At 42.3% G+C, this 25,549-nt stretch carries 26 protein-coding genes, 3 tRNA genes and 1 riboswitch; of the genes, 9 read left to right on the forward strand and 20 right to left on the reverse strand.

All coding sequences use genetic code 11. The annotated features are described in order from the left end of the window. Positions 1-139 precede the first annotated feature (139 nt). Positions 140-766: a trimeric intracellular cation channel family protein gene (locus EO126_RS09085; RefSeq protein WP_127008569.1), complete on the reverse strand. Its 627-nt coding sequence runs from the start codon at positions 764-766 to the stop codon at positions 140-142. A 265-nt stretch (positions 767-1,031) separates the two neighbouring features. Beyond that, positions 1,032-1,409: a winged helix-turn-helix transcriptional regulator gene (locus EO126_RS09090; protein WP_127008571.1), complete on the reverse strand. Its 378-nt coding sequence runs from the start codon at positions 1,407-1,409 to the stop codon at positions 1,032-1,034. A gap of 259 nt (positions 1,410-1,668) precedes the next feature. Between EO126_RS09090 and EO126_RS09095 the strand changes: the two genes are divergently transcribed. Beyond that, positions 1,669-1,959, forward strand: a complete 291-nt coding sequence (locus EO126_RS09095) for a hypothetical protein (RefSeq protein ID WP_127008573.1) — start codon at positions 1,669-1,671, stop codon at positions 1,957-1,959. Between the two features lie 568 nt (positions 1,960-2,527). Next, entirely contained in the window at positions 2,528-2,857 is a 330-nt protein-coding gene (locus tag EO126_RS09100) for a hypothetical protein (RefSeq protein WP_127008575.1), read from the forward strand. 131 nt (positions 2,858-2,988) lie between these two features. On the opposite strand, the gene EO126_RS09105 is transcribed toward EO126_RS09100, so the two are convergent. The 3 genes from EO126_RS09105 to EO126_RS09115 all read right to left on the reverse strand — a co-directional run bounded on the left by EO126_RS09105 (position 2,989) and on the right by EO126_RS09115 (position 3,270). Then, positions 2,989-3,074: transfer RNA gene (locus EO126_RS09105), tRNA-Leu, on the reverse strand. Positions 3,075-3,091: 17 nt separating this feature from the next. Next, a tRNA-Phe gene (locus EO126_RS09110) sits at positions 3,092-3,167 on the reverse strand. A 27-nt stretch (positions 3,168-3,194) separates the two neighbouring features. After that, positions 3,195-3,270, reverse strand: a tRNA-Asp gene (locus EO126_RS09115). An 815-nt stretch (positions 3,271-4,085) separates the two neighbouring features. Between EO126_RS09115 and EO126_RS09120 the strand changes: the two genes are divergently transcribed. Then, positions 4,086-4,514 carry a PPC domain-containing DNA-binding protein gene (locus EO126_RS09120; RefSeq protein ID WP_006556250.1) on the forward strand — a complete coding sequence of 143 codons (429 nt, stop codon included), beginning with the start codon at positions 4,086-4,088 and terminating at the stop codon, positions 4,512-4,514. 118 nt (positions 4,515-4,632) lie between these two features. After that, positions 4,633-4,875, forward strand: coding sequence for a hypothetical protein (locus tag EO126_RS09125; RefSeq protein ID WP_006556249.1), 243 nt, complete (start codon positions 4,633-4,635; stop codon positions 4,873-4,875). Between the two features lie 124 nt (positions 4,876-4,999). Here EO126_RS09125 and EO126_RS09130 read toward each other — a convergent pair whose 3' ends face one another. Both EO126_RS09130 and EO126_RS09135 read right to left on the reverse strand, forming a co-directional pair. Further along, complete coding sequence (locus tag EO126_RS09130; protein WP_127008577.1) at positions 5,000-5,935, reverse strand: hypothetical protein; 936 nt, start codon at positions 5,933-5,935, stop codon at positions 5,000-5,002. A gap of 168 nt (positions 5,936-6,103) precedes the next feature. Continuing rightward, positions 6,104-6,847 carry a helix-turn-helix domain-containing protein gene (locus tag EO126_RS09135; RefSeq protein ID WP_127008579.1) on the reverse strand — a complete coding sequence of 248 codons (744 nt, stop codon included), beginning with the start codon at positions 6,845-6,847 and terminating at the stop codon, positions 6,104-6,106. Positions 6,848-7,168: 321 nt separating this feature from the next. Here EO126_RS09135 and EO126_RS09140 point away from each other — a divergent pair, with 321 nt between their 5' ends. Then, positions 7,169-7,792, forward strand: coding sequence for a site-2 protease family protein (locus EO126_RS09140; protein ID WP_006556246.1), 624 nt, complete (start codon positions 7,169-7,171; stop codon positions 7,790-7,792). Positions 7,793-7,856: 64 nt separating this feature from the next. Continuing rightward, positions 7,857-8,339, forward strand: coding sequence for a low molecular weight protein-tyrosine-phosphatase (locus tag EO126_RS09145; protein WP_127008581.1), 483 nt, complete (start codon positions 7,857-7,859; stop codon positions 8,337-8,339). A gap of 169 nt (positions 8,340-8,508) precedes the next feature. Here the strand turns inward: EO126_RS09145 and kduI are convergent, their stop codons facing one another. The 6 genes from kduI to EO126_RS09175 form a co-directional block, all read right to left on the reverse strand. Continuing rightward, a complete protein-coding gene (kduI, locus tag EO126_RS09150; RefSeq protein ID WP_127008583.1) occupies positions 8,509-9,681 on the reverse strand; it encodes a 5-dehydro-4-deoxy-D-glucuronate isomerase in 1,173 nt (390 codons plus the stop codon). Positions 9,682-9,783: 102 nt separating this feature from the next. Next, complete coding sequence (locus tag EO126_RS09155; protein WP_164726733.1) at positions 9,784-10,812, reverse strand: LacI family DNA-binding transcriptional regulator; 1,029 nt, start codon at positions 10,810-10,812, stop codon at positions 9,784-9,786. 451 nt (positions 10,813-11,263) lie between these two features. After that, positions 11,264-11,590: a branched-chain amino acid transporter permease gene (locus EO126_RS09160; RefSeq protein WP_127008587.1), complete on the reverse strand. Its 327-nt coding sequence runs from the start codon at positions 11,588-11,590 to the stop codon at positions 11,264-11,266. Continuing rightward, positions 11,587-12,306 (reverse strand): AzlC family ABC transporter permease, encoded by a 720-nt coding sequence (locus tag EO126_RS09165; RefSeq protein ID WP_127008589.1) that lies wholly within the window; start codon positions 12,304-12,306, stop codon positions 11,587-11,589. Before EO126_RS09165 ends, EO126_RS09160 begins: the two co-directional genes overlap by 4 nt. Beyond that, on the reverse strand, positions 12,296-13,441 hold the full coding sequence (locus EO126_RS09170; protein ID WP_127008591.1) for a 5-methyltetrahydropteroyltriglutamate--homocysteine S-methyltransferase: 1,146 nt from the start codon (positions 13,439-13,441) through the stop codon (positions 12,296-12,298). The genes EO126_RS09165 and EO126_RS09170 overlap by 11 nt, the downstream gene beginning before the upstream one ends. Positions 13,442-13,510: 69 nt before the next feature. Continuing rightward, positions 13,511-13,621: riboswitch (SAM riboswitch) on the reverse strand. A gap of 169 nt (positions 13,622-13,790) precedes the next feature. After that, positions 13,791-15,233: a [FeFe] hydrogenase, group A gene (locus tag EO126_RS09175; protein WP_006556240.1), complete on the reverse strand. Its 1,443-nt coding sequence runs from the start codon at positions 15,231-15,233 to the stop codon at positions 13,791-13,793. Positions 15,234-15,731: 498 nt separating this feature from the next. On the opposite strand from EO126_RS09175, the gene EO126_RS09180 reads away from it, so the two are divergent. Beyond that, positions 15,732-16,682 carry a 2-hydroxyacid dehydrogenase gene (locus EO126_RS09180; protein WP_006556239.1) on the forward strand — a complete coding sequence of 317 codons (951 nt, stop codon included), beginning with the start codon at positions 15,732-15,734 and terminating at the stop codon, positions 16,680-16,682. Between the two features lie 174 nt (positions 16,683-16,856). Here EO126_RS09180 and EO126_RS09185 read toward each other — a convergent pair whose 3' ends face one another. Beyond that, positions 16,857-17,552, reverse strand: coding sequence for an RraA family protein (locus EO126_RS09185; protein WP_127008593.1), 696 nt, complete (start codon positions 17,550-17,552; stop codon positions 16,857-16,859). A 199-nt stretch (positions 17,553-17,751) separates the two neighbouring features. Here EO126_RS09185 and pyrF point away from each other — a divergent pair, with 199 nt between their 5' ends. Next, positions 17,752-18,465: an orotidine-5'-phosphate decarboxylase gene (gene pyrF / locus EO126_RS09190; protein ID WP_006556237.1), complete on the forward strand. Its 714-nt coding sequence runs from the start codon at positions 17,752-17,754 to the stop codon at positions 18,463-18,465. Positions 18,466-18,467: 2 nt separating this feature from the next. Then, the gene (pyrE, locus tag EO126_RS09195) at positions 18,468-19,055 is read left to right on the forward strand and encodes an orotate phosphoribosyltransferase (protein WP_006556236.1); all 588 of its coding nucleotides are present in this window, start codon (positions 18,468-18,470) and stop codon (positions 19,053-19,055) included. A 91-nt stretch (positions 19,056-19,146) separates the two neighbouring features. On the opposite strand, the gene EO126_RS09200 is transcribed toward pyrE, so the two are convergent. The 6 genes from EO126_RS09200 to EO126_RS09225 all read right to left on the reverse strand — a co-directional run bounded on the left by EO126_RS09200 (position 19,147) and on the right by EO126_RS09225 (position 25,250). Then, on the reverse strand, positions 19,147-19,551 hold the full coding sequence (locus EO126_RS09200) for an OsmC family protein (RefSeq protein WP_127008595.1): 405 nt from the start codon (positions 19,549-19,551) through the stop codon (positions 19,147-19,149). Between the two features lie 68 nt (positions 19,552-19,619). Continuing rightward, the gene (locus EO126_RS09205; protein ID WP_006556234.1) at positions 19,620-20,006 is read right to left on the reverse strand and encodes a metal-sensing transcriptional repressor; all 387 of its coding nucleotides are present in this window, start codon (positions 20,004-20,006) and stop codon (positions 19,620-19,622) included. A 149-nt stretch (positions 20,007-20,155) separates the two neighbouring features. Continuing rightward, entirely contained in the window at positions 20,156-21,784 is a 1,629-nt protein-coding gene (locus EO126_RS09210) for an ABC transporter ATP-binding protein (RefSeq protein WP_164726734.1), read from the reverse strand. A gap of 23 nt (positions 21,785-21,807) precedes the next feature. Continuing rightward, the gene (locus EO126_RS09215) at positions 21,808-23,370 is read right to left on the reverse strand and encodes an ABC transporter substrate-binding protein (RefSeq protein ID WP_127008599.1); all 1,563 of its coding nucleotides are present in this window, start codon (positions 23,368-23,370) and stop codon (positions 21,808-21,810) included. A gap of 79 nt (positions 23,371-23,449) precedes the next feature. Continuing rightward, positions 23,450-24,247, reverse strand: coding sequence for an ABC transporter permease (locus EO126_RS09220; protein WP_127008600.1), 798 nt, complete (start codon positions 24,245-24,247; stop codon positions 23,450-23,452). After that, a complete protein-coding gene (locus tag EO126_RS09225; RefSeq protein ID WP_127008601.1) occupies positions 24,237-25,250 on the reverse strand; it encodes an ABC transporter permease in 1,014 nt (337 codons plus the stop codon). The genes EO126_RS09220 and EO126_RS09225 overlap by 11 nt, the downstream gene beginning before the upstream one ends. Positions 25,251-25,549 lie beyond the last annotated feature (299 nt).

Below are 25,549 nucleotides of genomic sequence, written 5' to 3' on the forward strand. Positions count from 1 at the left end.
TTTTCATCGAAACTCTTGTAATCTCTAGTATTATATCATATTTTGTTGTAATTAAACATATCGAACTTAACTAATATGTAGCGTAAAACTTTTAAGACCACCCTAATATATATTCGCCGGTACTTGCTGTCCCCCGCAATTATTTAATGCGTGGCAGACTCCAGTTATAACGAATGGCCAAAGTTCGAATGATGACAACGATTAAAAACGAGCTGTACGATGCCATCTGCCACTGACCGGCATAATAAAACATGCAATACACGATGCCGCCGATAATGGCCGGCAAAGCATACACTTCTTCACGCAAAACCGACGGTACGCGCTGTGCCAACACGTCACGAATGACACCACCGCCAACAGCTGTCAAAAGGCCCAAAATAACACTCAACACCGGCATATCGGGATAATTGTACATGCCGATACCGGCACCGGTAACCGTAAATGAAGCGAGCCCCAAGGTATCTGCCGCCAAATACATCTGACGAACCCAACGCGTCCCGATATAGTGGTTGCGTCGCAAGCGATAAACGAGGAAAATAATGAACGTTACGGCAATAACGATTGTCACATAAACGCCGGTTCTGAGCGAATTAGGCGGAATATTACCGACAATCAAATCACGCATAATACCGCCGCCGATAGCCGTCGCCAAAGCTAAAACCAGCATGCCGAAAATATCCATCCGCCGCCCGATACCTACGAGCGTTCCCGAAACGGCAAAGGCAATTGTGCCTACCAAGTCAAATATAAGCCATAGTAATTCCAAGATGTTTACTCCTTAATTTGCTGTACAAAATAAAAAATGGTCTCCAAACTGTCTATTCTGCACCCCTGCATCTTTTTCGGGTCATTGGTTTTAGACACTACCAGATTGGCACGCTCTCAAACTTTATGTCTCAATATATTATTTTATTATAACACAATTGCAGTCTCTTAGTCCTGCATATACGTACAATAAACCGTAGAAAAATAAATAAAAAAGTGTAACAGGATGCAACCGGTTCTGCTGCATTCTGTTACACTCTTTTAAATCAGTTAATATAATCGCAAGTTTGACACTGTGTCATGACGTGCTCGTTATCAACTGTATGATAAGCCCCCGCCCATTGACATATATGTTGCAAAATCGGTACCACTGACTGCCCTTTTGCCGTTAACGAATATTCAACTCGCGGCGGAATCTCATCATATTGCTGTCGTTGAATCATATCGTCCGCAATCAATTCTTTCAGCGTTGTCGCCAACACCGCATCCGTTATATTCGTCATTTCTTTGCGAATCGAACTATACCGTAAGGTGCCCTTCTCATTAAGCACACAAATAACACGCGATTTCCATTTACCGCCAAACACAGTGAGCCCGTATTCCAAAGGACACCTGATATCCTTCTCCAACTTCGGCTGATACATATTAACCAATCCTTTCTATGTATTTCATTATAATAAATGGTCAGAGGTCTCTCAAGGTACTATGAAAATTATTAGTTACTCATGATTTTGCTGATATCTTCTCAAGCTAAAGTCAAACTTCTATAATGAAATCAAGCTCAAAACTTGGGAATTCTAAATGCCGATTCCGAGGATTTGAGTGATTCAATCAACATGCTTGCAGCTTTACCGGCAAGCGTTTTGAAATTTTATTATTACAATGGATTAGGAGGCAAATACCATGAATGTAAAAGCATACTTGGAAATTACCATGACTATTAATGAGTCTAACCGTCCTGCCGCTGCCAAGGTTTACAGCGATTATCGCAAACCATTCCTTGACACCATTGAAGGCGCTTTGATAAAAGACTTATTAATTCGCGACAAAGATGTTCAAGTTCTTCACGGCTTTGACAGCTTAGAACATGCCAAAGCATATTTAGAAAGCAATCTTTTTAAAAACGATGTATTCACCGGCTTGAAACCGCTCTGGAGTGCCGCTCCGGAAATAAGAATCTACACGGTGGCATAATATAGCAAAAGGCTACAACAAACAGGCTATAACAAACATACTATCCATTAAGTCATCACTTACTTGTATCAAATACAACAGAAAGGCTGTGACACTCAGGATTCCTGAGGCCACAGCCTTTTGGTGTTTACTAAAAATAAACTTATTTGGCATCAATTTAGAATCAATTTAATATCAATTGGGGCAAAAAAACACAATGTTCTACTTTTCCCCTTTGTCACTCTTAAATTTATTAGTTACTCATTAATTGCCCCATATCTTTTTGAGTCACTTTAAGTTTACTATAATAAAAGTGTACCAATACTGAAATCATAGTTAATGTTGGTACCTTACCTGATAAATCAACAATCCATGACAATACTCCCTGTTGAAATCGGGTATGAAAGAAGGCTGCCATGGCAGGATGGCCCCTTGCCATGACAGCCTTTAACTATTTAATTTGGTTAAACTTAATCATTATTTAAAGAGTCATAGGACAAATAGCAAAATAATTTTGTCCTCTGGCTCTTTTTTGTATGAATATTGTATAATGGAATTAAGTTTTATCGCTTATTTAGGGAGGTAAACTATGAGAAAGATAATAATCACTTTATCAGGTCTGTTATTAATAAGTTCATCAACAGCATTCGCCGATTTGCAAACGCAAGTTATTCGCCATCCGGACGGCAGTGCAACCATCAATCAATGGGATTCCGATGATGGGTATTCTTACAGCGAAGATGTACCACCGAATCGTGAAATCATTATCCCGCGTAAAAAAATCATTATGACGCCGGAAGAAGCTAATGAGTTAAGAGATTCGTATGTCAATGATGCGGTACGCAGTTGGCAAGAAAAGAATGTGATTATAAATACGGAACCAAACGAAGATCAAAAGAAAAATACAGATAAAAAATAAATATACTAACGATTTACTCGAAAAAGTTTTTTAAGTGGTAGTCAAAAAGTAGTCAAACCCCTCAAGACAAAGTGTTGTCAAAACAAAAAGAGCGCCCTGCGAAAGTTTCGCAAGGCGCTTATTTACTGATATGGTGCGGTTGATGGGACTTGAACCCATACGAGCGTACGCTCACCACCCCCTCAAGATGGCGTGTCTGCCATTCCACCACAACCGCATGGAATTGTTATTAAATGGTGCCTCAGGACAGAATCGAACTGTCGACACAAGGATTTTCAGTCCTTTGCTCTACCGACTGAGCTACCGAGGCAAATTATTTTTTTCGAGGCAAAAAAAATGGCGACCCCGATCAGATTTGAACTGACGATCTTCGCCGTGACAGGGCGACATGTTAACCGCTACACCACGGGGCCGCAATACCGTTGTTTCAGGTACTCAATCATAATATCATGATTTTATTTTCTGCGCAAGAGGTAAAATGAATTTTTTTTACATTTTTTTGTGAGGAATATTAAAATTTGGAGATATTTTAAGTGCCAAGGTGTTAACAAGGCACACATATCTCATACTGTAATAAAATTTTTAAACTTCTCAAACTTCTCTATTAATAGAGACCAAGACTTTATTTAGACTCTATTTATAACATAAAAAGGTTAGACACTAAAAGATTTATATGTTTCTCAAACAGAGTAGCGTAAAACTAGTGTGGTTAGAAGTAGATACTTTTACATCTATCAATCAAACAACCTTCTTTTTCAACAACTAGACTTTTTATCTGATTTATACACTACTAAATCTACATGTTTCTCAAACCATTATGACTATCCTGTCTCAATTGCTTAAGCTTTAGGCATTGCTAGATCTGCATATTTCCCGCAGAGATACGATTGCTAAATCAAATAGAATTACTCTAGACGCTACTAGATTTACATGTATCAAGTTCAAATAAAGATTTATCTACAATGCCCTTGGGCGGCTCGGTGTGGGCCATCTTATTCGAACTTTACTCGACTCCTTGGAGTCGAGTTTTTTTATTACCATTTTCGCTATCACAATCATCCCTCCTCATTATTTAAAACCTAGGACCAGAAATAAATTATGGCCGCATTATTTCTAATCAAGCATAATTAATATGCTTAATTAAATTATAATCCGTCTATTATCAGAATACAAATAGTTTTATAATTTAATATTCTATTTTTTAACAAGAGAAAAAGGAGTCTTAACTATGCAGTACAAACGTCTTAGCAACACTCATATCGCCTTTCGCCTCAATCCCGGCGAAGAATTGGTCAGCTCGATTGAAACCATCGCCCGTAAGGAAGGCGTAACTTCAGCAATGATTCAAGGTTTAGGGGCCACTAACGATATCGTATTGGAAACCTATCATGCTGATGAAAAGAAATATTACCATCATCGCTTAACCGGCGATTTCGAAATTACATCCATTACCGGCACCATTGATCAACTCAACGATGATTACTATGCTCATCTTCATATCACAATCGCCGACCAAGAAGGTAATTCTCATGGCGGTCATTTAACTAGCGCCGTTATCAGCGTGACTGCTGAAATGATTTTAACTTTACTTCCTGAAGATATTCATCGCGGCTACGATAAAGAAGCAGATTTAAACTTATGGCAGCTAGATAAGTAAAACTAACTAAATAAGTAAGCCAACAGAATGCCAATAAAATTAAATCGATATTTTTAAATTTAATTACTGCGCACCCCCACCTCCTTATGTTATAATCGAAACATAAGGAGGTATTTTTATGATGAACGAAAACTTAATTTCCATGATTAGCTCTTATTTTAAGCTTGATGAAGAAAAATTCAAAAGTGTAGTAAACAATATTGACGGTATGAACATTAACAGTGTCGATGATATTAAAAATCTCGACTCCGATCAATTACAAACTCTTTTTGCAAGTCTTAAAGATGCCTACGGCGAACTCAGTGCCAACGAAACCGTAAAAGCCGGTTTAAATGCCATTGCCGGTAAATTTTTCAAATAATATAATCACACAAAAATAAAGGCTGTTATGCAACATTAAATTGCATAACAGCCTTTTTCTCATGTTATCCGTACTATAAACAGTCTTTTTAAAACAGATTCTAACGGAATCACTTTTTATTTAATTATTGACCGGTGTAGGTATTAAATAACATTTCCATGTTCACTAAACCATGTGGTACCGGGCTTACCAAGTACAAGCTGACTACGGCCAAAATGGTAACGGCAATCGCTGCATAGGAGAAAGATCCGCGAGCACTGAATTCATACATACCGAACAAGCGCATACCGATAGCGGCCCCAACTGCTGCCACCAAAGCTTCCATAGAGAACAGGAAATCAGACGCGAAGAGTGCCAATACACCAACGAAAGCGGCTACGAAGTAAATCACCGGAATCATCACGTCCTGCTTGCTGGTAAACGAACGGCGTAAAGCTTTGGAATACAATGAAATATCCAAACCAAACAAGCCTAAGAACAATAATAAGAAATTCCAAATAGCATTCCAAGTGCCGCAGAAAGCATCACGATGCACACTTGCATACCAGGCAAAACCGGTTAAACCTAAAATGGCGAGCCCTACTAAGATGAAGTAGAAATTGGCCGGTAAGAATCGAACCGCAAAAACGCCAACCAAGCACCAAACAGCAGCAGTTACTACACTGAGAACAACACCGCCGAGTGCCGGTTTTTGATCGGCCGGCAAGCGATTGTACATGCTCATGGCTAATTCAGCAATAAAGCAGAAAATAAAGAAGGCAATAGCTGCCGGCGGCATTACAAACGCCAACGCAAACGAAATAAGTAATGGAATAACTACACGCCAGCCTTTAAATAAAACTAAGTCCTTTATATTTAAACGAAAATCCTGTGTTTCCGAAGTAAATCCGTTGTACACGGCAAAGGTCAGCATAAATGATACCAATTCTGTCGGTGTGGCGCCCCAATATAATAAGGTCGGTACTACGATAAACGATAAGGCTACACCGGTAAAGCGGGAAATAACCGCCGCAATAAAACCTGCGCCTAAATAAGGCAATAATGCAAGAACAATCTCCATGATTAACTCCATTTCTTTAAGCTTAATTTTTTTAAAAACCTTACTTCCATACTCTTTAGTATAACGAATTAAGCCCCATCAATGCAATACTTTCGCCTATCAATCAAGGATAATATTCTCTCAAAAATTTAATAAAGTGCCCTTTTATTTTCTCTTATTATCTGCTACTCAAGACCGCTTCTTATACCCCTGCCACGAGTCCAGGCGACGCCGTACCGCCGAATAGGAACACCCCAAATCGGCGGCAATCTGCATTGGACTCAGTCCCTGTTGATACCGTACACATACGTCAAACATATTAAGTTCCAAATGATTCCCCCTCAAGCGAACGCCTTCTTCTTTTAACCGTTCAGCCACGGTAGCCGGCTTAACGTCATACAAAGCCGCTAACTCCGTCGTAGACATATGACGCTGTTCATACAAATAAGCCAATTCTTTAACATTCAAATACACTCGTTTATTGCTATGCCGGATGAATATGCCCTTATCTCGCAAAGTTTTCAGCACCGTCCAACGTGACATATGTAAATGTTGAGCCACCCAGCCGGCACTTTGACCGCTGTTATATAAAGTTACAATACGTTGCTGTGTCAATGCTGACGGTTCTTTATAATCAGCTTTTTTACTTACCAATACCCCCATCTCATGAAGCCGCGCCGCTACCGTCGTGTGTGAACACTTATAACGAACGGCCAATTGCTTTACCCCAAGACCGGCTTCTAAATATAAATGAGCCAATTCATCTTCAGGCAGTTTTTTGCGCCGTGACCGTACCGGAATCTGATAGGCATGCAAACGACGCACTACCGTATCCTGACTGCACCCCAATTTTTTGGCAATCTCCCATGTAGATAACTTCTCTTCCGTGTACAAACGGTTCAATAACTTCATCGGAATTACGACTTTTGACATACTATCCAGCTCCCCTAATTTTAACTGACACAGTCCCCGTAATATTGATCAAATTCCCCCATAGTGCTGCATTTCATACAAACGCATAAGCTCACACTCTTCATAGTTTTCCCTGTTACTGCCCCTATTATAAAAAGAGTACCGCTGAGGGGCAAGCAAATGACTCATACCATTGGTGCGCATACGCACTGTCGGTACGTCGCTCATACCAACAGTATGACTCAGTACTCAACATTTTGTGTTTTATAGGCTAATACTTTGCCTACATCGATATTTTACGGTATACTATTAATTACATTACATCATGAAAAGGAGCCAGTTATGTTTAACTTTAATCTATTAAGTATTGTAGCCGCATTACCGGCTATTATCATTGCTATGGCCATGCACGAGTTTGCTCATGCTAAAGTAGCCGATATGCTTGGTGATGATACACCTCGCCGAATGGGCCGTCTTACTATGAACCCGTTTGCTCATATCGATTTACTCGGCATGCTTATGCTTTTACTTTTACACTTCGGTTGGGCTAAACCGGTCGTTATTAACCCCGCCAATTTTAGAAACAAAAAACGAGATGATACCCTCGTATCGTTAGCCGGCCCTGCCGCTAACATCATCATCGCCTTCATCTCGGCCTTCGTATTATTTTTCATCAACAACCATAATATTGACGTGTCATCCGGTCTTTACTCCGTTATTTCACTCATGGTTATTATCAATATCAACTTTGCCTTGTTCAATTTAATTCCGATTCCGCCGCTCGATGGTGCTCACATTGTGTCTAACATGCTCTCGCCGTATTGGCAGATGAAATATTGGCAGTGGGCCCGTTACGGCTTTTTAATGTTGATTTTGCTTATTTACACTCCATTCCTTACCTGGGTGTTAATTCCGTTACAGCAAATGATCTTAGGCCTTTTTGCCATGATTCTTCAATTCGTATAAAAATAGCCTCTTAGTGCTTCAAAGCACTTAACGCCGTTTGTAGTATTTTTTAAAAAGGGAGCTTATGAAAACACTAAAAAAACCGATTCACGTACAGTTTGTATGTCACGGCAATATTTGCCGTTCCCCTATGGCCGAATTCGTCTTTAAAGATTTAGTGGCAAAGGCAAATTTGAGCGAATATTTCAAAATCGATTCCACTGCTACCAGCCGTGAAGAAATCGGCAATGACACACATCACGGTACCAAAAACAAATTACGTGCTTTGCATATCCCCTTTACACCGCGAGCGGCTCGTCAAATCACCAAAAGCGACTACAATTCAGCCGATTATATTATTATCATGGATGAAAATAATCGCCGCAATTTAGACCGTTTATTGGGTGCCGATTCAGATCACAAAGTAAAGAAAATGCTTTCCTTTGCGGGTGAATCACGCGATGTGAAAGATCCGTGGTATATCGGTAACTTTAACGAAACCTATGATGACATCAGTAAAGGCTGCGAAGCGTTACTTACCGAAATACGAACTAAATATGATATTTAGACACTATATTTGCTGAGATGACCAATATAGCCAACGGCAACTATGGTATTACCTTAAATAACTAAAAAAATCCTCGAAGTACGTTGAACTGTTATGTTCAATGAAATACTTCGAGGATATTTTTATATCTTGCGTTCTGCGATTTATATTTTAATAAATTACTGACAAATTATTTTCTTGCTTCAGCTACGGCAACAACAAACTTCTTGGCCGTTTCGGTAATTTCAGCCAAAGTTTTACCGCCACCGGTCAAAGCACCGCCTGCACCGACAGCTACGGCACCGGCTTTAAACCATTCGCCTACATTATCGATGCTGACACCGCCGGTTGGCATCATCTGTGCCTGTGGCAACGGACCTTTTACAGCTTTGATAAACTTGCTGCCTACTACTTCGCCAGGGAATACTTTTACAATATCGGCACCTAATTCCAAAGCTTGAATTACGCCTTGAATGGTAGTGGTACCAGGCATGCAAGCTACGCGATAGCGATTGCACAATTTGATGGTAGCTTCATCAAATGCAGGGGAAACAACAAAAGCCGCCCCGTTCAAAATAGCCATGCGAGCCGTTTCCGCATCAAGCACCGTACCGGCACCGCAATGCATGCTCCAAGAAGGACTGATAACGGCTTCTTCGTTGTACATTACAATATGACGAGTTTCAGCTGCCTGACCCATCATATGGAATACCACATTATCTTGAGGTACTTCGAAGTAGAAGTAAACTTCCATACGGCGTTCATGAGTATGTGGCGGCATGGAGTTCCAAACGCTGCCCGGTTTCAACTGAGTTAAGCCCATGGATAATTGGCAAGTTTGCAATACATCCGGATGGATAAACTGATTGATAACGCGGTCATTAGCAGTTTCCATAGCGCCCATAGGACGTTTATTGGCTTTAGCCATTGGAATGAAGGTTGTTTTGTAAGAAGTATGAGCCGGAGCGGACACCATGTAGAATTTAGCCGGTTTCTTAGGATCATTACTCTGGAAAGTTACTGTTTTAGTGCCTTTCGTGATGTATACGCAGTCGGTATAAGTCAAGTTGAATTCTTCACCGTCAGCTACGATTTTACCGTCACCGCCTACATTGAAAATACCGATTTCGCGGCGTTCCAAGAAGAACTGTGTACCGAAGGTATGCCAGATGTCCATGCCTTTTTCAAGGTTAACGACTTCATTAACAGGCATACAACCGAGTGTTACCATGCGGTCTACGTGACTGTACACAGCTGTTACTTCGTCAGCCTTAAAAATGTTCTGAGTCAAAAATTCGTTGCGCAATTCTTCAGTCGTATAACGTTTGATGTCGCGCGGTTTTACACTGTAACGTGTATCCATACTTATCACTCCTTAGATAAAATTGTGTATGTCAATATTTTAAAAACCTAAAATATTAAAACCGAAATTAGTTATACCCTATCGGGCTTAGAGTTGCGGTCTTTATAATGAACCGCGTTCTACAATCTTACCCGGCAAGATAAGTCGTTGAGCTTCCATATCCGGTGAATCTGTTTCTTTTTGCCCCTCCGCTATCCTGATTAACAGTAAGCGGGCACATTCCCGACCGACTTGATGCGTAGGGTTTTCAATGACTGATATACCGGGGCCGATACTATCCATCCACGACCAATTATCATAACTGAAAAGCCCTAAATCATCAGGAACCCGAAGTTTATGATGTCGTACCAACTGAGCCATATCACTGAGTACCACACCGTTACCGGCAAATAAGGCCAAGCGTTCACCGGCTTTTTGAGCCTCGGCAAATTCTTTAAGAATAGCTGCTTCTAAAACATCCTTATCATTTTTAGTATATTCCAGTGTTTTTGCAGTTCGTCCCGTCTTTTGCTCATATTGGGCGGTAAATTCATCAATACGTTCGCGGCGAATGCCGTTAGTTCCGATTTGTCGAGTTGCATACAAGATTCGCTCATACCCTTTACCGAGCAATACTTCCAAACTGTCTCGTGTCACCTGTTTTGTATCCGAAGATACCAGATCACATTCACAACCTTTAACCGGTCTGTCGGCCAATACAATAGGTAGCGTCGTACGATTCACTTCATTGAGATACTCTACATTAGCTCCTGTTGCATTCATAACAATACCGTCTACTCCTTGTGCTATCATCGACTGAATATAGCGTTTTTCCTTCTCAGGATTATCGCCGGCATCAGCCAACAATAAGGTGAAACCATGTTGTTCACAATACTCCGATATACCGGTGTAAAGGATTGCCGAGAACGGGTTTGAAATATCTGATACAATAACGCCAATCATATGACTTTGTTGAAGCCGTAAGCTTCGCGCCATGCGATTTGGCTTATATTCAATATCCTTAATAACTTCGCTGATACGTTTACGCGTAGTTTCGGACATAAATTCATACTTACCGTTTAAAAACCGAGATATCGTTGTTTTTGAAAATCCGGTTCGTTCTGCCACATCGGCTATTGTAACTCTTCCCATGCAACTCTCCTTACTTTCATCAAATCCTACTCTTTCACCCCAAAGAGTGTTAAACATTAATTAAATATTTAACTTAGTCTTTAATTAATGCATTCTCAATTTTCTTCTTAATTAAGTATGTCATTTTGAAATATTCAGCTTGTGTAACGATTTGCGAAATCGTTTTCTGAAATCGTTACACTTATCACACACCACGAAAATTGTTTTTACAATATATTTACAATGCTTTATCGTCATAATAGGACCGTTTTATCAGGCTATTTTCTATTTTCAAAAATAAAAAAGTCCGATTCATCCCACAGTCATGGGAATAAATCGGACTATGTCCTTTGTTCATAAGAACTCAAAAATTTATATAATTTTAGTAACTTTTATTTATAAAAATTCAAATTTATGACGATTTGATGGTTTTAAACGATCATTTTAACATAAATATCGAATATTTTAGTTTTTAAAAGAGCTGTTGTACTAAAAACATATATACAATTGTGCCAACGGCTATACTGAGTAACAAATTACGTCGCCAATAATGAATTATACCTAATATAATCAAAGCAATAGCCTCAGGTATACCGTTCGGCGATTGCGTAAGTGAAACATCCTTTAAGGAGTAAACAACCAATAAGCCCATAACGGCAGCCGGTAACATATCCCCCAAGTACGTGATAATAGCCGGCGGTTTTTCCGATTTGGCAAACACAATAAACGAAATAAATCGTGTAGCCATAGTCCCCAGTACTACGGCACCGATCGTTAGGGTCATTTCCCAAGCAGTCATGGCAACGGCCCCCCTTCATTCATTTTAACAGGCTCATTTTTGACCTTAACTTTATAAAGCACACTGAATATGACAACCATAAGTGCCATGGCCGGTAACATGAATACATCGAGGCCCAATAGAATCCGCATCAAAAGCGATACACCAAGACCGATAAAGCCCGGTACCATGTTTTTGCCACCCAGTATCATATCCAAGAAGATAACAGCAAACAATGCGGTCAGTACAAACTCAATCCCTTTGAGGTTCAGCGTAATAAATTGACTGCCTATGGAACCGACGGCTACGCCAAATACCCAGTAAACAAAATTTAGCCACGTCACATGTAAATAAAACCAGCCGTGGTCTACAGTCTCCGGCAAGTTAACCGTTGCATTAATGGCAAAAGACTCATCGCACATACCGAAAATCAGAGGATATTTTTTCCAACCCAGTGATGTATAACGAGTTAACATCGTCAAACCGTAGAAAATATGACGCCCGTTGACCATAAAGGCCAAGATAAAAGCACCTAGCGGATCAAACGGAGCGGCTAACAGTGCGACGGTCACAAATTCCATGGAACCGGCAAAAATGGTGGCACTCATTATAATCGGCAAATACCAAGGCAGCCCCTGCCCTACGGCATATAAACCATAGGAAATGCCGAGAAATAAGAATCCCGCACAAATCGGTACCGTTAACGGGAAGGCATAACGAAAGGCATCATTCTTCATAAGGCCCCCAAGCCTTTTCCGCTACTCGTTTGATAAGGGCCAACTTAGCAAACTGCTCTGCTTCAGTCAAATTATTACCTTCTTCCGTGGAAGCAAAACCGCATTGCGGACTCAAGGCCAATTGTTCTTTCGGTACATATAAAGTAGCTTCTTCAATACGGGCCAGCAAATCGTCTTCTTTTTCAAGTCCAGGGAACTTCGAAGTAACAAGCCCTAAGACTACCTTCTGGTTCTTTATAAAACGAAGTGGGGCAAAGCCGCCGGCACGATCGGAGTCATATTCCAAGAAGAAACCGTCAATATGGCACTGGCCGAACAGAGTTTCCGCAACCGGTTCATAGCCCCCCGACGAGAACCATGTGGAACGGAAATTACCGCGACAAATATGCATGGTAACAGCCAAATCGTCCGGTTTACCGTCCAAGGCATAATTGATGACTTCTACATATTTTTTGGCAATGTGATTTAAATCTAAACCGCGAGCCGCATACTCTTTGCGTTTCGTTTCATCGCAGAATTCACCCCAAGAGGTATCATCCAACTGCAAGTAACGACAACCGGCATCATAGAATGCTTTAACAGCCTTACGATAAGCTTTGGCAATGGCTTCAAATAAAGCGTCTTCATTTTCATACTGCGGAATCGCTTCATAATGTTCTTCACGAACACAGCAAATCAGATGGAGCATGGATGGAGACGGAATCGTAAATTTGGCAACCGCTCTATCACCGGCGGCTGCTTTTACAAATTTGAAATCTTCAAGGAACGGATGGTTATCCGGGAAGTCGATATCCCCTACAATTTTAAGCATCGCCGCTTTTGGTTGATGCCCTTTAAAAGCTACCGACCAGTGTTCGGCTTTAATGCGTTCAACTCCCACAAGTTGTTCCAAGAAATCTAAATGCCAGTAAGCACGGCGGAATTCACCATCGGTTACGGCTTTTAAACCTACGTTAACTTCTTTATCGATTAAATCGCGAATCGCTTCGTCTTCTACCTTACGGAGTTCGGCTTTACTCAGCGTGCCCGCTTCTACTTCCTGGCGTGCTTTTTTAACTGAATCAGATCGTAAAAAACTGCCTACTACATCATAGCAAAACGGACCTTTCCCAATTGTCTGTTTTGTGTTACTCATATTCTCAATCTCCTCTCAAGTTTGGCAGATATAATAAAAAAAGTCGTCAACAAATGACGACCAACTGTCTTATCATCTGCCGGTTTCCCGTTGGACTTAGCACCTTTCTCTACAAATAAATTGCAAAGCAGGTTGCCGCAGCATCACCGGGCCAGTTCCCTCCGCTGCTCTTGATGATCTATAAAATTATAGCTACCTTGGGGTAAATCATTACCCGTTAGATGTATATTATAATACTTCAAAGAATAGATACCTGTCAACTATAGACATACAAAAAGAGCATCGAAAGCTGTGTGTAGCACAAGCTTTCAATGCTCTATTAAGTCTAAGTCAATATGACCGATCCCTATTATTCAGGCTTTTTGAATTTAGGGGACGTTGGGCAAGTTTCAGGCGTTACATCTTTACGAACACCAAGATCGCTGCTGCGGTCAGTGAAGTAAGTGTGTAATAACTGTTCAGACAATTCGCCCAATGGTTTATCAAAGAATTCGCTGTAAATAGCTTTGATTTCAGGGTTTTCATAGCTGGAACGAAGTTTCATGTTGGAGTCCATATCGTAGATACCTTTGATACGAGCTTCGCGAACTTTGTTAGCTACAGGCATTTTTACGCGTGGCTGTCCGCCGCCGCCAATACAACCGCCCGGGCAAGCCATCATTTCAACGAAATCATATTTTTTGCCATTAGCTTTCATGTCGTCCAAGAACGTACGGATATTTTTACCGCCATGAACAACAGCCAATTTTAATTTTTTGTCGCCAATTTCAACTTCCGCTTCACGAACGCCTTCCATACCGCGAACTTCCTGAAGGTTAGTGTAACGTTCAGGAGTCGGTTCTTCACCGGTAATGAATTTATAAGCACTGCGAACAGCTGCTTCCATAACACCGCCGGTATTACAGAAGATTACGGAGCCACCGGTTTCAGCACCGATGTATTTATCCATCTGGGATTCTTCCACTTGAGTGAAATCGATACCGGATTCACGAATCCATTTACCGAATTCACGAGTCGTAATACAGTAATCAGTATCGCGAAGGTCTTCTTTATCCCAGTAAGCAGCAGATTTATTCTGTTCAGGACGACGAATTTCGAACTTTTTAGCCGTACAAGGAGCCACGCTCACGGATACGATTTTTTCAGGATCGATATTCATCTTCTTAGCGAAATATGTTTTAATAACAGCTGCTTCCATAGCGATACAGCTGCGAGTTGTAGAAATATTCGGTAAATATTCAGGGTAGTAAGTTTCAGCAAATTTAACCCATGCAGGGCAACAGCTGGTAAACTGTGGCAATTCGCCATGGCCGTTTACAACGCGTTCAATCAATTCGCTGGCTTCTTCCATGATAGTCAAGTCGGCACCAAAGTTGGTATCTACTACATAGTCGGCACCAAGTTGACGTAAGGCGCCAATCATTTTACCTTCTAAAACGGAACCCGGTTCATAACCGAATTCTTCACCGATACCTACACGTACAGCCGGTGCAGTCTGAATAACAACGATTTTTTCAGGATCGGCGATAGCTACTTTTACTTCATCCAATTCGGAACGTTCGTTCATGGAATCGAATGGGCAAGCGGCTGCGCACTGACCGCAATGAACACAAATCGGTTCATCACCGGTAGATTCTAAATCGTAATAGTCAAGTACGCTCATAACGTCGGCACAAGCACGACGGCATAATGTACAGTTTTTACATTTACTTAAATCATGAATGATTGCAGGGTTATTCTCTGAAATCGGAACACGACGATCAATATGTTGGAATCGACTTTCGAAACTCATAGTTTTGCACCTCACACAAATAATACTAGTTATGTATTCAATATAATCCAACCTCTGTTGGAACCGACATCGACCAAAATTGTATGGTTGTGAGTGATGTCTCTTTGTAGTATAGCATCTTAAATGGCCTACTTTCAAATAGGAATTAGATAAACATTGTGCAATTTTACTATGCTTAAAATACGATAATACCGCCTCTGAGAGAAGTTTTTTAACGCGCTTGCAACAGATACTATAGAATGCTTAATATAAATCTGTCGCTTATCATTTTGGACGGAACAAACGTCTCTTGTCTACTGACAAAAGATATATTTAATCTATTTTCAATCATTGAATACAACTTTCAGTTGGCGTATAATCAAAATAGAGTTATTTATTCATTTTAACAGAGTCATTTATTATTTTTAACGACGTATGGTTGAAATAGTGACAATCAGTCAGCCTAGAACCTTGAATACCAAACGTCCTTTTCTTACTTTTTTAAAACGAGGTGACAAGATGAAAATCATCGTAATGGAACCATTAGGCGTATCCGCCGCCAAAATCGAAGCTGTCAGTGCGCCTTTAAAAGCAGCCGGTCATGAATTCTTCTATCCGGAAACGCAGGAATTGGATCAAACTAAACTATTGGCCCGCGTTAAAGATGCGGATGTATTGATTTTGGCCAATCAAAAACTCTCCGGCGATATCATCCGCCAATGCCCTAATCTTAAAATGATTTCTATCGCTTTCACCGGCGTAGATCATGTAGATTTGGAAGCCTGCCGTGAACGCAATATTACTGTTTGTAACGCAGCCGGTTATTCTACCAATGCCGTGGCCGAACTTGCTTTCGGTCTCGCCATTTCTGTAATTCGCAATATCGTACCATGTGACCATCAGGCTCGCCATGAAGGCACTAAAGCCGGTTTAGTTGGTTTTGAACTTTATGGCAAAACTTTCGGCGTAGTGGGTACCGGTGCCATCGGCCGTCGCGTAGCTGAAATCGCACTTGCTTTCAGTTGCAAAGTTATCGCCTATAATCGCAGTGAAAAACAAGACCTCATCGCTAAAGGCGTCAAATTCGTTTCCAAAGAAGAATTATTCCGCGAAGCCGACTTTGTTTCTTTGCATACACCGTTAACAGCTGAAACTAAAGGTCTCGTAAACGCCGACATGATTAAACTCATGAAACCGACTGCCGTACTTATCAATACGGCTCGCGGTCCTGTTGTTGACAGCGAAGCCTTAGCTGCTGCTCTTAATGAAGGTCGCTTAGCCGGTGCCGGCATCGATGTATTCGAAACGGAACCGCCAATTCCGGCCGATCATCCATTATGCCATGCGAAAAACACCGTGCTCACCCCACATGTAGCTTTTGCCAGCAAAGAAGCTCTCGAAACAAGAGCGGATATTGTTATTGAAAACATCAAAGCTTGGGAAGCCGGCAAACCGCAAAACTTGGTATAATTACTGTAATTTGTGTAATTATCGCTGACATGATGCCATGCGGTACAAAATACAACGTAACTTAGCACCACAATAAAATCATATCAATAAAAATAAAAGCAACCGCACTTACAATGTGTTATCACCGTAAGCATCGGTTGCTTTTTATATTATCATTCCCTAATTAATCAACGCTTAATACTGGTCGTCAATGATTTCCGTGCCCTGCTCTTTAAGCAAATCCTCTACCCACTGACGATCGGCATCGCCGGTCAAAGCTGCATGCACATTGGCTGCATCTTTGGCTTGGATTTTTTTAGCCCCTCCCAAAATTTCGTCCGCATCTTGCCAAGGCACTACGATTACACCGTCGCGGTCCATCACGATAATATCCCCCGGATTAACGGAAATGCCGCCGCAAGCAATTGGTGTGTTGATTTCACCGGTACCGTCTTTATAAGGGCCGGCCGGATTAGTGCCGTTTGCATAAATCGGCAGGCTCATGTTGGCCACCGCATCACTGTCGCGAATCGGGCCATCGATAACGAGGCCGGCGATTTGTTTATAAATCGCATAACCAAGCATGATTTCACCCATTAACGCCCGATATTCGGTACCGCCGTCATTGGACACCATAATTACGTCGCCCGGTTGCGCCATATTAAGTGCTTTATGAATCATCAAATTATCACCACTGCGCGTTTTTACCGTCAACGCACGCCCCACCGTCACCGGTTGTTTCGGTGAAGACTTCAAAGAAATACGTGGATGCAACGCACAAAGTCGCCCCATGCAATCTGCTACGTTTGCGGCCGGAATTCCCTGATACTCTTTTAACAATTCATCACTTACCATAGGTCGTTTTAAATAGACACGATTACCTACTGCCATTGCTCTCACTCCATTCTTCTAAATTTAAAATATAATATCACTTTTTACTATGAGTAATCTCTATATCTATAATACTAGATATCCTTTCTTCTTTTCAAGCAAAAAGAGGTATAATAAAAGTAAGCACAGTTAATTTAGATTGACTTTACCTCGTTTTTATGCAAAAATTATTTGAATATAAAATCAAAGGAGGCTAATGATGGCAGACGACAGACTTATAGTAGCCCTTGATGTGGCCACCATGGAGCAATTAAAAAACTTGGTGACTACCTTAGGTGACTCCGTATCGTATTACAAAGTGGGCATGGAACTATTTTATGCCGCCGGTGCGCAAACCGTAACGTATTTGCAAGAACAGGGAAAATCCGTATTTCTCGACTTGAAATTACATGATATTCCCAACACAGTAGCACAGGGGGTAACATCGTTAACCCGCTTAGGTGCCAAACTTATCACCTTACACAGCCAAGGCGGACCTGTCATGATGGCCGCTGCCGCTAAAGCTGCTACCGAAGCTGCCGAAAAACTGCAAGTGGAACGCCCTAAACTCTTGGCGGTAACCGTACTCACCAGTTTTGACGATGATGCTTGGACTGCCATCGGCGGTCAATTGCCAATTCGCGATCAAGTACTTCGTTTGGCAAAACTCGCTAAAGAATCCGGCATGGACGGCGTTGTAGCATCACCATTGGAAGCTAAGGCTATTCGCGAAGTATGCGGTGATGACTTCCTCATCGTTACACCGGGCATCCGCCCAAGTTTTGCGGCTGCCAATGACCAGAAACGAATCGCTACACCGAAGAACGCCTTGGCGGATGGTGCTTCCAAACTCGTTATCGGTCGCCCTATTACCAAAGCCGAAAATCCGCAAGAAGCGGTTCGTTTAATTGTTGAAGAAATGGAGGCTATTTAATCATGATGACAGAACAAGAAGTTAAACAGTTATTAATCGACACTAAAGCTATTTTAGAAGGCCATTTTCTTTTGACCTCCGGACTCCACAGCCCAATGTATGTGGAAAAATTTAACGTTCTTCAACATCCTAAATATACAGAACGTCTTTGCCAAGAATTGGCTGAACGTTTCAAAGATCAAAATGTAGAACTTGTTATCGGACCTATGACCGGCGGTATCTTGTTGGCTCATGAAGTGGGTAAAGCCTTAGGCACCCGTGCTATTTTCACCGAACGTGAAAAAGGCGTTATGACTTTACGTCGCGGTTTCCGCATTGAACCGGGTACCCGCGTGCTCATCGTTGAAGACATCGTAACTACGGGCGGTTCCGTTCGTGAAGTAGTTGATGTAGTTAAAGCTTCCCAAGGCGAAATCGTTGGTGTCGGTCTCTTGGTTAACCGCAGCGGCGGCAAAGCTGATTTCGGCATTCCAAACGAAAAAGTACAGGCTTTGTTAAACCTTACCGTTCCTACTTACAAACCTGAAGAATGCCCACTTTGCAAAGATAATGTGCCAATGACCGAACGCGGCAGCAAACACATTAAATAAGAAATACTATAAACCGTAATAGACCGATTCCTTATGGAATCGGCCTATTTTAATTTGTATCCGTATTTAGTTTAACATATTTGGGGCTTATTTACTCATCATACGTGAAGGTAGCCGTCTGTTTCAAATCGGCATTCAAGCTGCGACCAACAACACATTTTTCGTGAAGTAAAGTTTCGATTTTTTTACGGTCTTCTTCTTTAACAGCTTTTGGCAAATGGAAGTCAATTTTAATTTCTTTAACTCTGAATTCTTCCGAGCTCACATCCGCCGCTACTTCGGCATAGGCGCCAACAAAATCATAGCCCATTTTACCGCCGATAAGGCCCATAATGGAGAGTGCGCACGAAGCAAAAGTATCGGCTAACAATTCAACCGGTGAAAAAGATTCTTCCAAACCGCCCACATCTTTGCCTACATCAGTAAATACAGTGTGATTCTTTTTAGCGTTTGTTAATTCATTTCTCAAATGTGCTTGCATTACAACTCGTGACATACTGCTACCTCCTTACGAATAATCTGCCAAATATTAACTTCAAAAGTTTATTATAAGCATAGCCTTCGCTATTTTATAAACCGATCAATCGCTTCGTTAAGCTTAGCCAACGTTTCTGTATCATTCTCTTTAACCGCATCAACGATGCAATGTTCAATATGATCCTTCATAACAACCCGACTGACACTTTTCACCGCCGAATCAACGGCAGCGAGTTGCACCAAAACTTCACTGCAATCGCGACCATCCGCCACCATACGTTTTACCGATTCCAAATGACCGATAATCCGTGACAAACGATTCATAACCGCCTTGGTTTGCGTATGAGAATGGGTATGACCGTGTTCATGAGAATGTTCATGGGAATGTTCATGTGTATGTATATGCTCATGCATTGCCTCATGGCTGTGAGCAATGCCTAATTCATGTAATTTATCATGTTCTGTTTGTGACACGCAATCACCACCTTGTATTAGTACGTCATGTGTTTATTATAACATATAAGACAAGGCAACCCATTATTTTGAAAACGCATGCCGCAAAGTTTTTATTATTTTAAAACGCTTCCTCTGCCGACATTCAACGATGAGGATTACAAAGTGTATTACTTGCGATTCAACAAGGAACGCGCTTGTACTAATTGTTTTGCCAATTCCGATTGAGGATGCTTCAAAACAGCCTGAACAGGGCCCTCTTCTACAATCCGTCCGTCATCCAACAAATATATATACTCACATAGTGCTTCAACTACCGCCAAGTCATGCGTAATGACTAAACCGGCAAGCTGATTTTTTTGTTTTAAATTATTCAATACCGCTATTACGTCGGCCTGTGTTTGCCCATCTAAGGCTGAGGTCATTTCATCACACAATAATATTGACGGATTGCCGGCAATAGCACGGGCTAAGGCCGCCCGTTGACATTCACCACCGCTTAACATGTGCGGATATCGCTTGCTGTATGAGCTTGGTAAGTTAACGGTCGCCAATAAGCCGGCAATGCGTGCTTTACCTGACTCGCCGCCAGTCGCCCCGGCCGCAAATTCAGCTCGATCTTCCGGTGACAGCATGGTACACTCTTGTGATAAAAACTTCACATTCTGCGGCTGCAATCCTTGCATATCCCCTGTTCTGTTGTCATTTTTTGCATGTTTTAGAATTTCTTCAAGACTCCAACCTATCGTTTGTCGCGGATTAAAAGAGCTTTGCGGATCTTGCCAGATAGGCTGTACGACTTGTCCAAGTTCAGCCGCCGAATAATTTTGTAACGGCTTCTGATTATATAAAATCTCACCGCTAAAAAACGGCTGCCAAGCTAATAAGCACCGAAACAACGTACTTTTACCGGCCCCGCTGAGCCCGACTAAAGCGACCCATTCGCCGTGCTTTAAAGTTAAACTTACATCATGTAATACGGCACGATCTTCACTATCGAAAGAGGCCGAAAGATTCTTGATTTCTAAAATTGACGAAGCATCAAAATCTCTGACATCCAATGAACTAACTTTTATGCCATTTGGTCGAAGCGCTTCCGGAGTAGCCGCCATATCGCTTTCTAACTTGCCGTTACGCAATTCGTATATCGTATCGGTAATGCACTCAGCCAATTCTCGCTGATGCGTAACAAAAACTAAAGTAAGCCCTTCCAAGCACTGTACTTTTTTCAACAGCTCCGCCACCTGCAACTGACGAACCATATCAAGGCTCGCCGCCGGCTCGTCGGCCACCAAAATATCCGGCTCAGGAAGTAAGGCAAATAATAACGCCACACGCTGTGCCATACCACCGGATAACTCAGACGGATATAAGGATAATACCTGTTCCGGTAAGTCTAACGCAACACTCAGCGATTCAATCCGCGCAAGTGCCTTAGGCCACCCAAGACCAATTGCTTTCGCCAAATCACGGCTTTGTTCCTCAATGGTAAAAAAAGGACTAAAAGAGCTTATGGCCCCTTGTGCCACATAGGTGATGCGTCGACCGCGTAAATTGTGCCAAGCCGTTTCGGATTCAGGCCATGAGGTGCCACAAAGACTGGCAGCTTCATATGAAACTTGCGCCTGGGGAGGTAATAGCCCCAGTAAGGTCTTTAATATGGTCGTTTTTCCCGCCCCTGACGGACCCACGATGGCCACCGCTTCACCGGCAGCAACAGTAAGATTCACATCTTGCAGCACGGTTTGACCCTCATACGTGACCCGTAAATGTTTTAATAAAATAATCGGTTCTGTCAACGCTTCACCCCCTTCCGGCAACTTTACATATCTACATCTTTGTTAAGTTCATAATAATCGGTCGGCGATGCTTTAAAGTTAACGACCTTATGTTTCATAACAAGATTCATTTTAAGATGGGCCACGTAGATAAAAGCCGCATCATCGAGTACAGTCTGAGTCATTTCTTGGAAAATCGCCTGACGCACTGCCGGTTCCGTCGTTTGATCCAGTTGTGCCATTAATTCCTGAATACGCGGATTATTGTAATGCCCCACATTATCTACGGCATCTGCCAATACATTCGTTTTAAAATAATACGAACCTTCTCCGGTCGGTGCCGTAACAAAAGCCTTGGCAAACACATCATAGTTGCCCTGTTTTAAAACGCTGCGATAAGCATCGGTGGCATTGACTTCCACTTTAATACCAACTTCTTTAAGCGTAGCTTGGGCGGCTTCCGCCAATACAGGCAATTCTTGACGCGAGGTATACGTCAACCAACGTACCGTGAGAGGCCGGCCGTTTTTATCGACATAACCGTCACCGTCCGTATCGCGATAACCGGCATCCGCCAACAGCTTTTTAGCGGCTTCAATATTATATGCCGGAGCCGTCAATTTCATGTGGCCTAAGGCAGTATTGCTTGGGAACGGACCTACGGCAGCCAAACCGTTGCCTTTTAACAATACATCGGCAAACTGGGTTTTATCAATGCTCATAGCAATAGCTTCGCGAACTGCCTTATCCTGCATAGCCGGACTGTCAAAGTTGAAAGCTACCTGATACACCCGTGATGTAGGCATGGAACTAATGGTATAGGCTTTCGTATCCTTAAATAAATCTAAGCTGCTATAAGGGAGTCCCTGAGCCACATCAATATCGCCTTTTTGCAAAGCCATAGTAAGCGTATCGCCTTCCGTTATACGTACTACTTCAACACCGTCCAATTTAGGCTTGCCGCCCCAGTATGAATCATTGCGTACGAGGCTGACCGATTTTTCCGTAACCTTAGTGGCTTTGAACGGACCGGTACCGATATATAGACCGTCTTTCGGTTTTTCAGAAACATCAATAATCGCACTGTACGGATCTGCCAAGTATGTCAGTAGTACAGTGGCCGGATTAGCCGAACGAATCGTAAGATATTGACCGTCTGCCTGCATAGCTTGAATGCCCAAATCTTTAGGTGCCCTGTTGTGAACGGCCAACAAATCTTCAAAATTTGCTTTCACTGCCTCAGCCGTTAACGGCTTACCGTTTGAAAACGTCACTTTATCCCGAATATGCAGTTTCACCGTATGGGCATCAACAAATTGCCACGAATCGGCCAACCAAGGCTTAACCTCCATAGCATCATTAAAACGAACCAGCGTTTCCGCTACACCGTAGCGCACCGCACTCCAGCCTTGATACGATTCATGAGGATTTAACCCGGCATTTTCCATGGCCGGTCCGTACGCCGTCGTACCGTAATGCAAAATTTTACTGCCCGTAGCCGTATCATTGCTACCGCAACCGCCGATTAAAACGCCTATAATAACACACATCATGATGATCATACTTTGCCAAAAACCGTGCAATTGGGCCCTACGCTGTAATCCCATGAGTAACCTCCATATCTACACACCACTATAAAACTTAATTCTAAAGACCTGATAAACACTATATCTCTATGTCCATTACTTACCGCTTGTTCAAATATTTCCGCAAGGTTTCCCCCACATAGTGAAAATACGCCACGGTTAATACAATCGCGCCGCCCGGGGCCCACAAGAGCCACGGTGCCGTCTGTAATAAGCTGCGATTCAAACTGAGCATACTGCCCCATTCGGCCATAGGCGGCATCGCCCCCAGTCCCAAGAAGGACAGACCGGCCAGCTCCATAAGAATCACACCAATATCAAGGACCGCCGTTACTGCCAAAGGTCCGGCAATTTGCGGTAATATATGATGATAAAAAATACCGCCCTTAGACTGTCCCTGCAATTCTGAGATTTTTATATACGGCGCCGCTTTAATTTGTAACGTCAAACTCCGTGCCAAACGAGCGTATTTCGGCCAAGCCACACAAATAAGAGCCAATGCCGCATTCCCCATGCCGCCGCCCAACACCGCGGCAATAGCCAACGCAAATACCAAAGACGGCACGGCCAGGGACACATTAATACCGGTTGTGATGAGCTGGCTTACCAAACCGCCTGCATAGGCGCTCACAATCCCCAATACGGTTCCCATGACGGCAATCGTTACCGTAATTCCTAACGTAAGGCCTACGGTAATCCGCCCACCGGCCAATACACGAGCCAACACATCACGTCCGTATTGATCGGTACCAAACCAATGTGTGCCACCGGGTGCCTGCAACACATCAGTTAACACCTGTTTATACGGATCAAAAGGCCATAATTGCGGTGCCATAACCAGCAACCCGATTAAGACAATAAAACCGATAAAGACACCGCTAAAATCTTTATATTTCATCGCCGGCCTCCTTACGTTGGCTGCGATTCAGTCTTTTTTGCAAAACATCGGCACCCCAATTCAATACTAAATAAAGTGCGGCCAACCAAATCACATAGGCTTGCAATACAGGATAATCACGCGCCGTAATGGCATCAAACGCCATTTTGCCCACACCGTCCCACATAAAAATGGTTTCTACAATCGTCACCCCGCCCAAGAGGGAACCGCAGGATAGAGCTACAAGGGCTACCAACGGGCCGGCTATGGCTCGTAAAATATAACGGGTAAGAATCGTAAACCAACTTAAACCGCGGGTTCGAAGGCCTATAATATACGGTTTAGCCAATTCATCTAAGGCAAGGGCTCTCACTTGCTGAATATATTTGGCACTCATGGACCAAACTAATGTTAACGTAGGCAAGATTAACGCGGCCGGATCATTATGGCGTGCTATAACGGGCAACCAATTTAACTTCAAAGCTACCACATACAGGAGCAATAAGGCTGTAAAGAAATTGGGCATAGTATTGCCAAAAAGCGTAAGGCTTCGCACGAATTTATCGCCCATGCTACCGGCTTTATGAGCCGTCCACAGCCCCAACGGGATAGCTACCAATAACGTAATTCCCACGGCACTGCACATAAGGAGTAAGGTGGCCGGCAACTTTAACCATAATATGGAGCTTACCGCCTCCCCGGTTACCATAGACTGCCCGAAATCGCCCTGTAAACCTCTCCCCAGCCAACGGCTATATTGTAACCACACCGGTGCCGTAAGACCTAATTCTGCTCGCTTATCGGCTTGCGCTTCAAGCGATAAGCTTTGCTGTTGCGTAAACACCCGGTCAACTACATCATCATTGGTTAGTTGCATTAAACCAAAAGTAATGGTGGCTACGAGCCAAAGTATGCCCAATATCTGCCACAGTGGCTGCAAGCGATTAGCAACTATATGCCGTAACGTATTTTTAGTATGGGATGGACTGAATTCATGCACGTCAATATTTTCTTTGTCTGGCACCGTCACACCCCCTAAATCTATAAGTCAAACTTTATATGTATCACTAAGCTTTAAATCGACTTGTGTAAAATCCTATATGACTTTTATTTAAAAAATTTAATTGCAAGCTAAATTCATCTTCTTTATATTAGTGTACCCACTATCGACTACTTTGAAAAGCCACCCTAGGGGATACTTTTTTCAAAAATAACCCCCACCCCCGCTTTTTTTACTCTTGAATTTCCTCTATACTATTCTATAGAAATATTTTATGTCATAATATGAACCGGATACTGTTCCGGTTAATCAGCAAAATAACA

The sequence above is a fragment of the Veillonella seminalis genome, assembly GCF_003992065.1.
Classification (GTDB): Bacteria; Bacillota; Negativicutes; order Veillonellales; family Veillonellaceae; genus Veillonella_A; species Veillonella_A seminalis.

Coding starts and splice junctions, on each gene's coding strand:
- EO126_RS09180 (WP_006556239.1), top strand. CDS start 15,732: ATGAAAATCATCGTAATGGAACCATTAGGCGTATCCGCCGCCAAAATC.
- EO126_RS09125 (WP_006556249.1), top strand. CDS start 4,633: ATGATGAACGAAAACTTAATTTCCATGATTAGCTCTTATTTTAAGCTT.
- EO126_RS09170 (WP_127008591.1), bottom strand. CDS start 13,441: ATGAGTAACACAAAACAGACAATTGGGAAAGGTCCGTTTTGCTATGAT.
- EO126_RS09145 (WP_127008581.1), top strand. CDS start 7,857: ATGAAAACACTAAAAAAACCGATTCACGTACAGTTTGTATGTCACGGC.
- EO126_RS09130 (WP_127008577.1), bottom strand. CDS start 5,935: ATGGAGATTGTTCTTGCATTATTGCCTTATTTAGGCGCAGGTTTTATT.
- EO126_RS09135 (WP_127008579.1), bottom strand. CDS start 6,847: ATGTCAAAAGTCGTAATTCCGATGAAGTTATTGAACCGTTTGTACACG.
- kduI (WP_127008583.1), bottom strand. CDS start 9,681: ATGGATACACGTTACAGTGTAAAACCGCGCGACATCAAACGTTATACG.
- EO126_RS09090 (WP_127008571.1), bottom strand. CDS start 1,409: ATGTATCAGCCGAAGTTGGAGAAGGATATCAGGTGTCCTTTGGAATAC.
- pyrE (WP_006556236.1), top strand. CDS start 18,468: ATGATGACAGAACAAGAAGTTAAACAGTTATTAATCGACACTAAAGCT.
- EO126_RS09165 (WP_127008589.1), bottom strand. CDS start 12,306: ATGAAGAATGATGCCTTTCGTTATGCCTTCCCGTTAACGGTACCGATT.
- EO126_RS09185 (WP_127008593.1), bottom strand. CDS start 17,552: ATGGCAGTAGGTAATCGTGTCTATTTAAAACGACCTATGGTAAGTGAT.
- EO126_RS09095 (WP_127008573.1), top strand. CDS start 1,669: ATGAATGTAAAAGCATACTTGGAAATTACCATGACTATTAATGAGTCT.
- pyrF (WP_006556237.1), top strand. CDS start 17,752: ATGGCAGACGACAGACTTATAGTAGCCCTTGATGTGGCCACCATGGAG.
- EO126_RS09215 (WP_127008599.1), bottom strand. CDS start 23,370: ATGGGATTACAGCGTAGGGCCCAATTGCACGGTTTTTGGCAAAGTATG.
- EO126_RS09220 (WP_127008600.1), bottom strand. CDS start 24,247: ATGAAATATAAAGATTTTAGCGGTGTCTTTATCGGTTTTATTGTCTTA.
- EO126_RS09175 (WP_006556240.1), bottom strand. CDS start 15,233: ATGAGTTTCGAAAGTCGATTCCAACATATTGATCGTCGTGTTCCGATT.
- EO126_RS09120 (WP_006556250.1), top strand. CDS start 4,086: ATGCAGTACAAACGTCTTAGCAACACTCATATCGCCTTTCGCCTCAAT.
- EO126_RS09160 (WP_127008587.1), bottom strand. CDS start 11,590: ATGACTGCTTGGGAAATGACCCTAACGATCGGTGCCGTAGTACTGGGG.
- EO126_RS09100 (WP_127008575.1), top strand. CDS start 2,528: ATGAGAAAGATAATAATCACTTTATCAGGTCTGTTATTAATAAGTTCA.
- EO126_RS09200 (WP_127008595.1), bottom strand. CDS start 19,551: ATGTCACGAGTTGTAATGCAAGCACATTTGAGAAATGAATTAACAAAC.
- EO126_RS09140 (WP_006556246.1), top strand. CDS start 7,169: ATGTTTAACTTTAATCTATTAAGTATTGTAGCCGCATTACCGGCTATT.
- EO126_RS09155 (WP_164726733.1), bottom strand. CDS start 10,812: ATGGGAAGAGTTACAATAGCCGATGTGGCAGAACGAACCGGATTTTCA.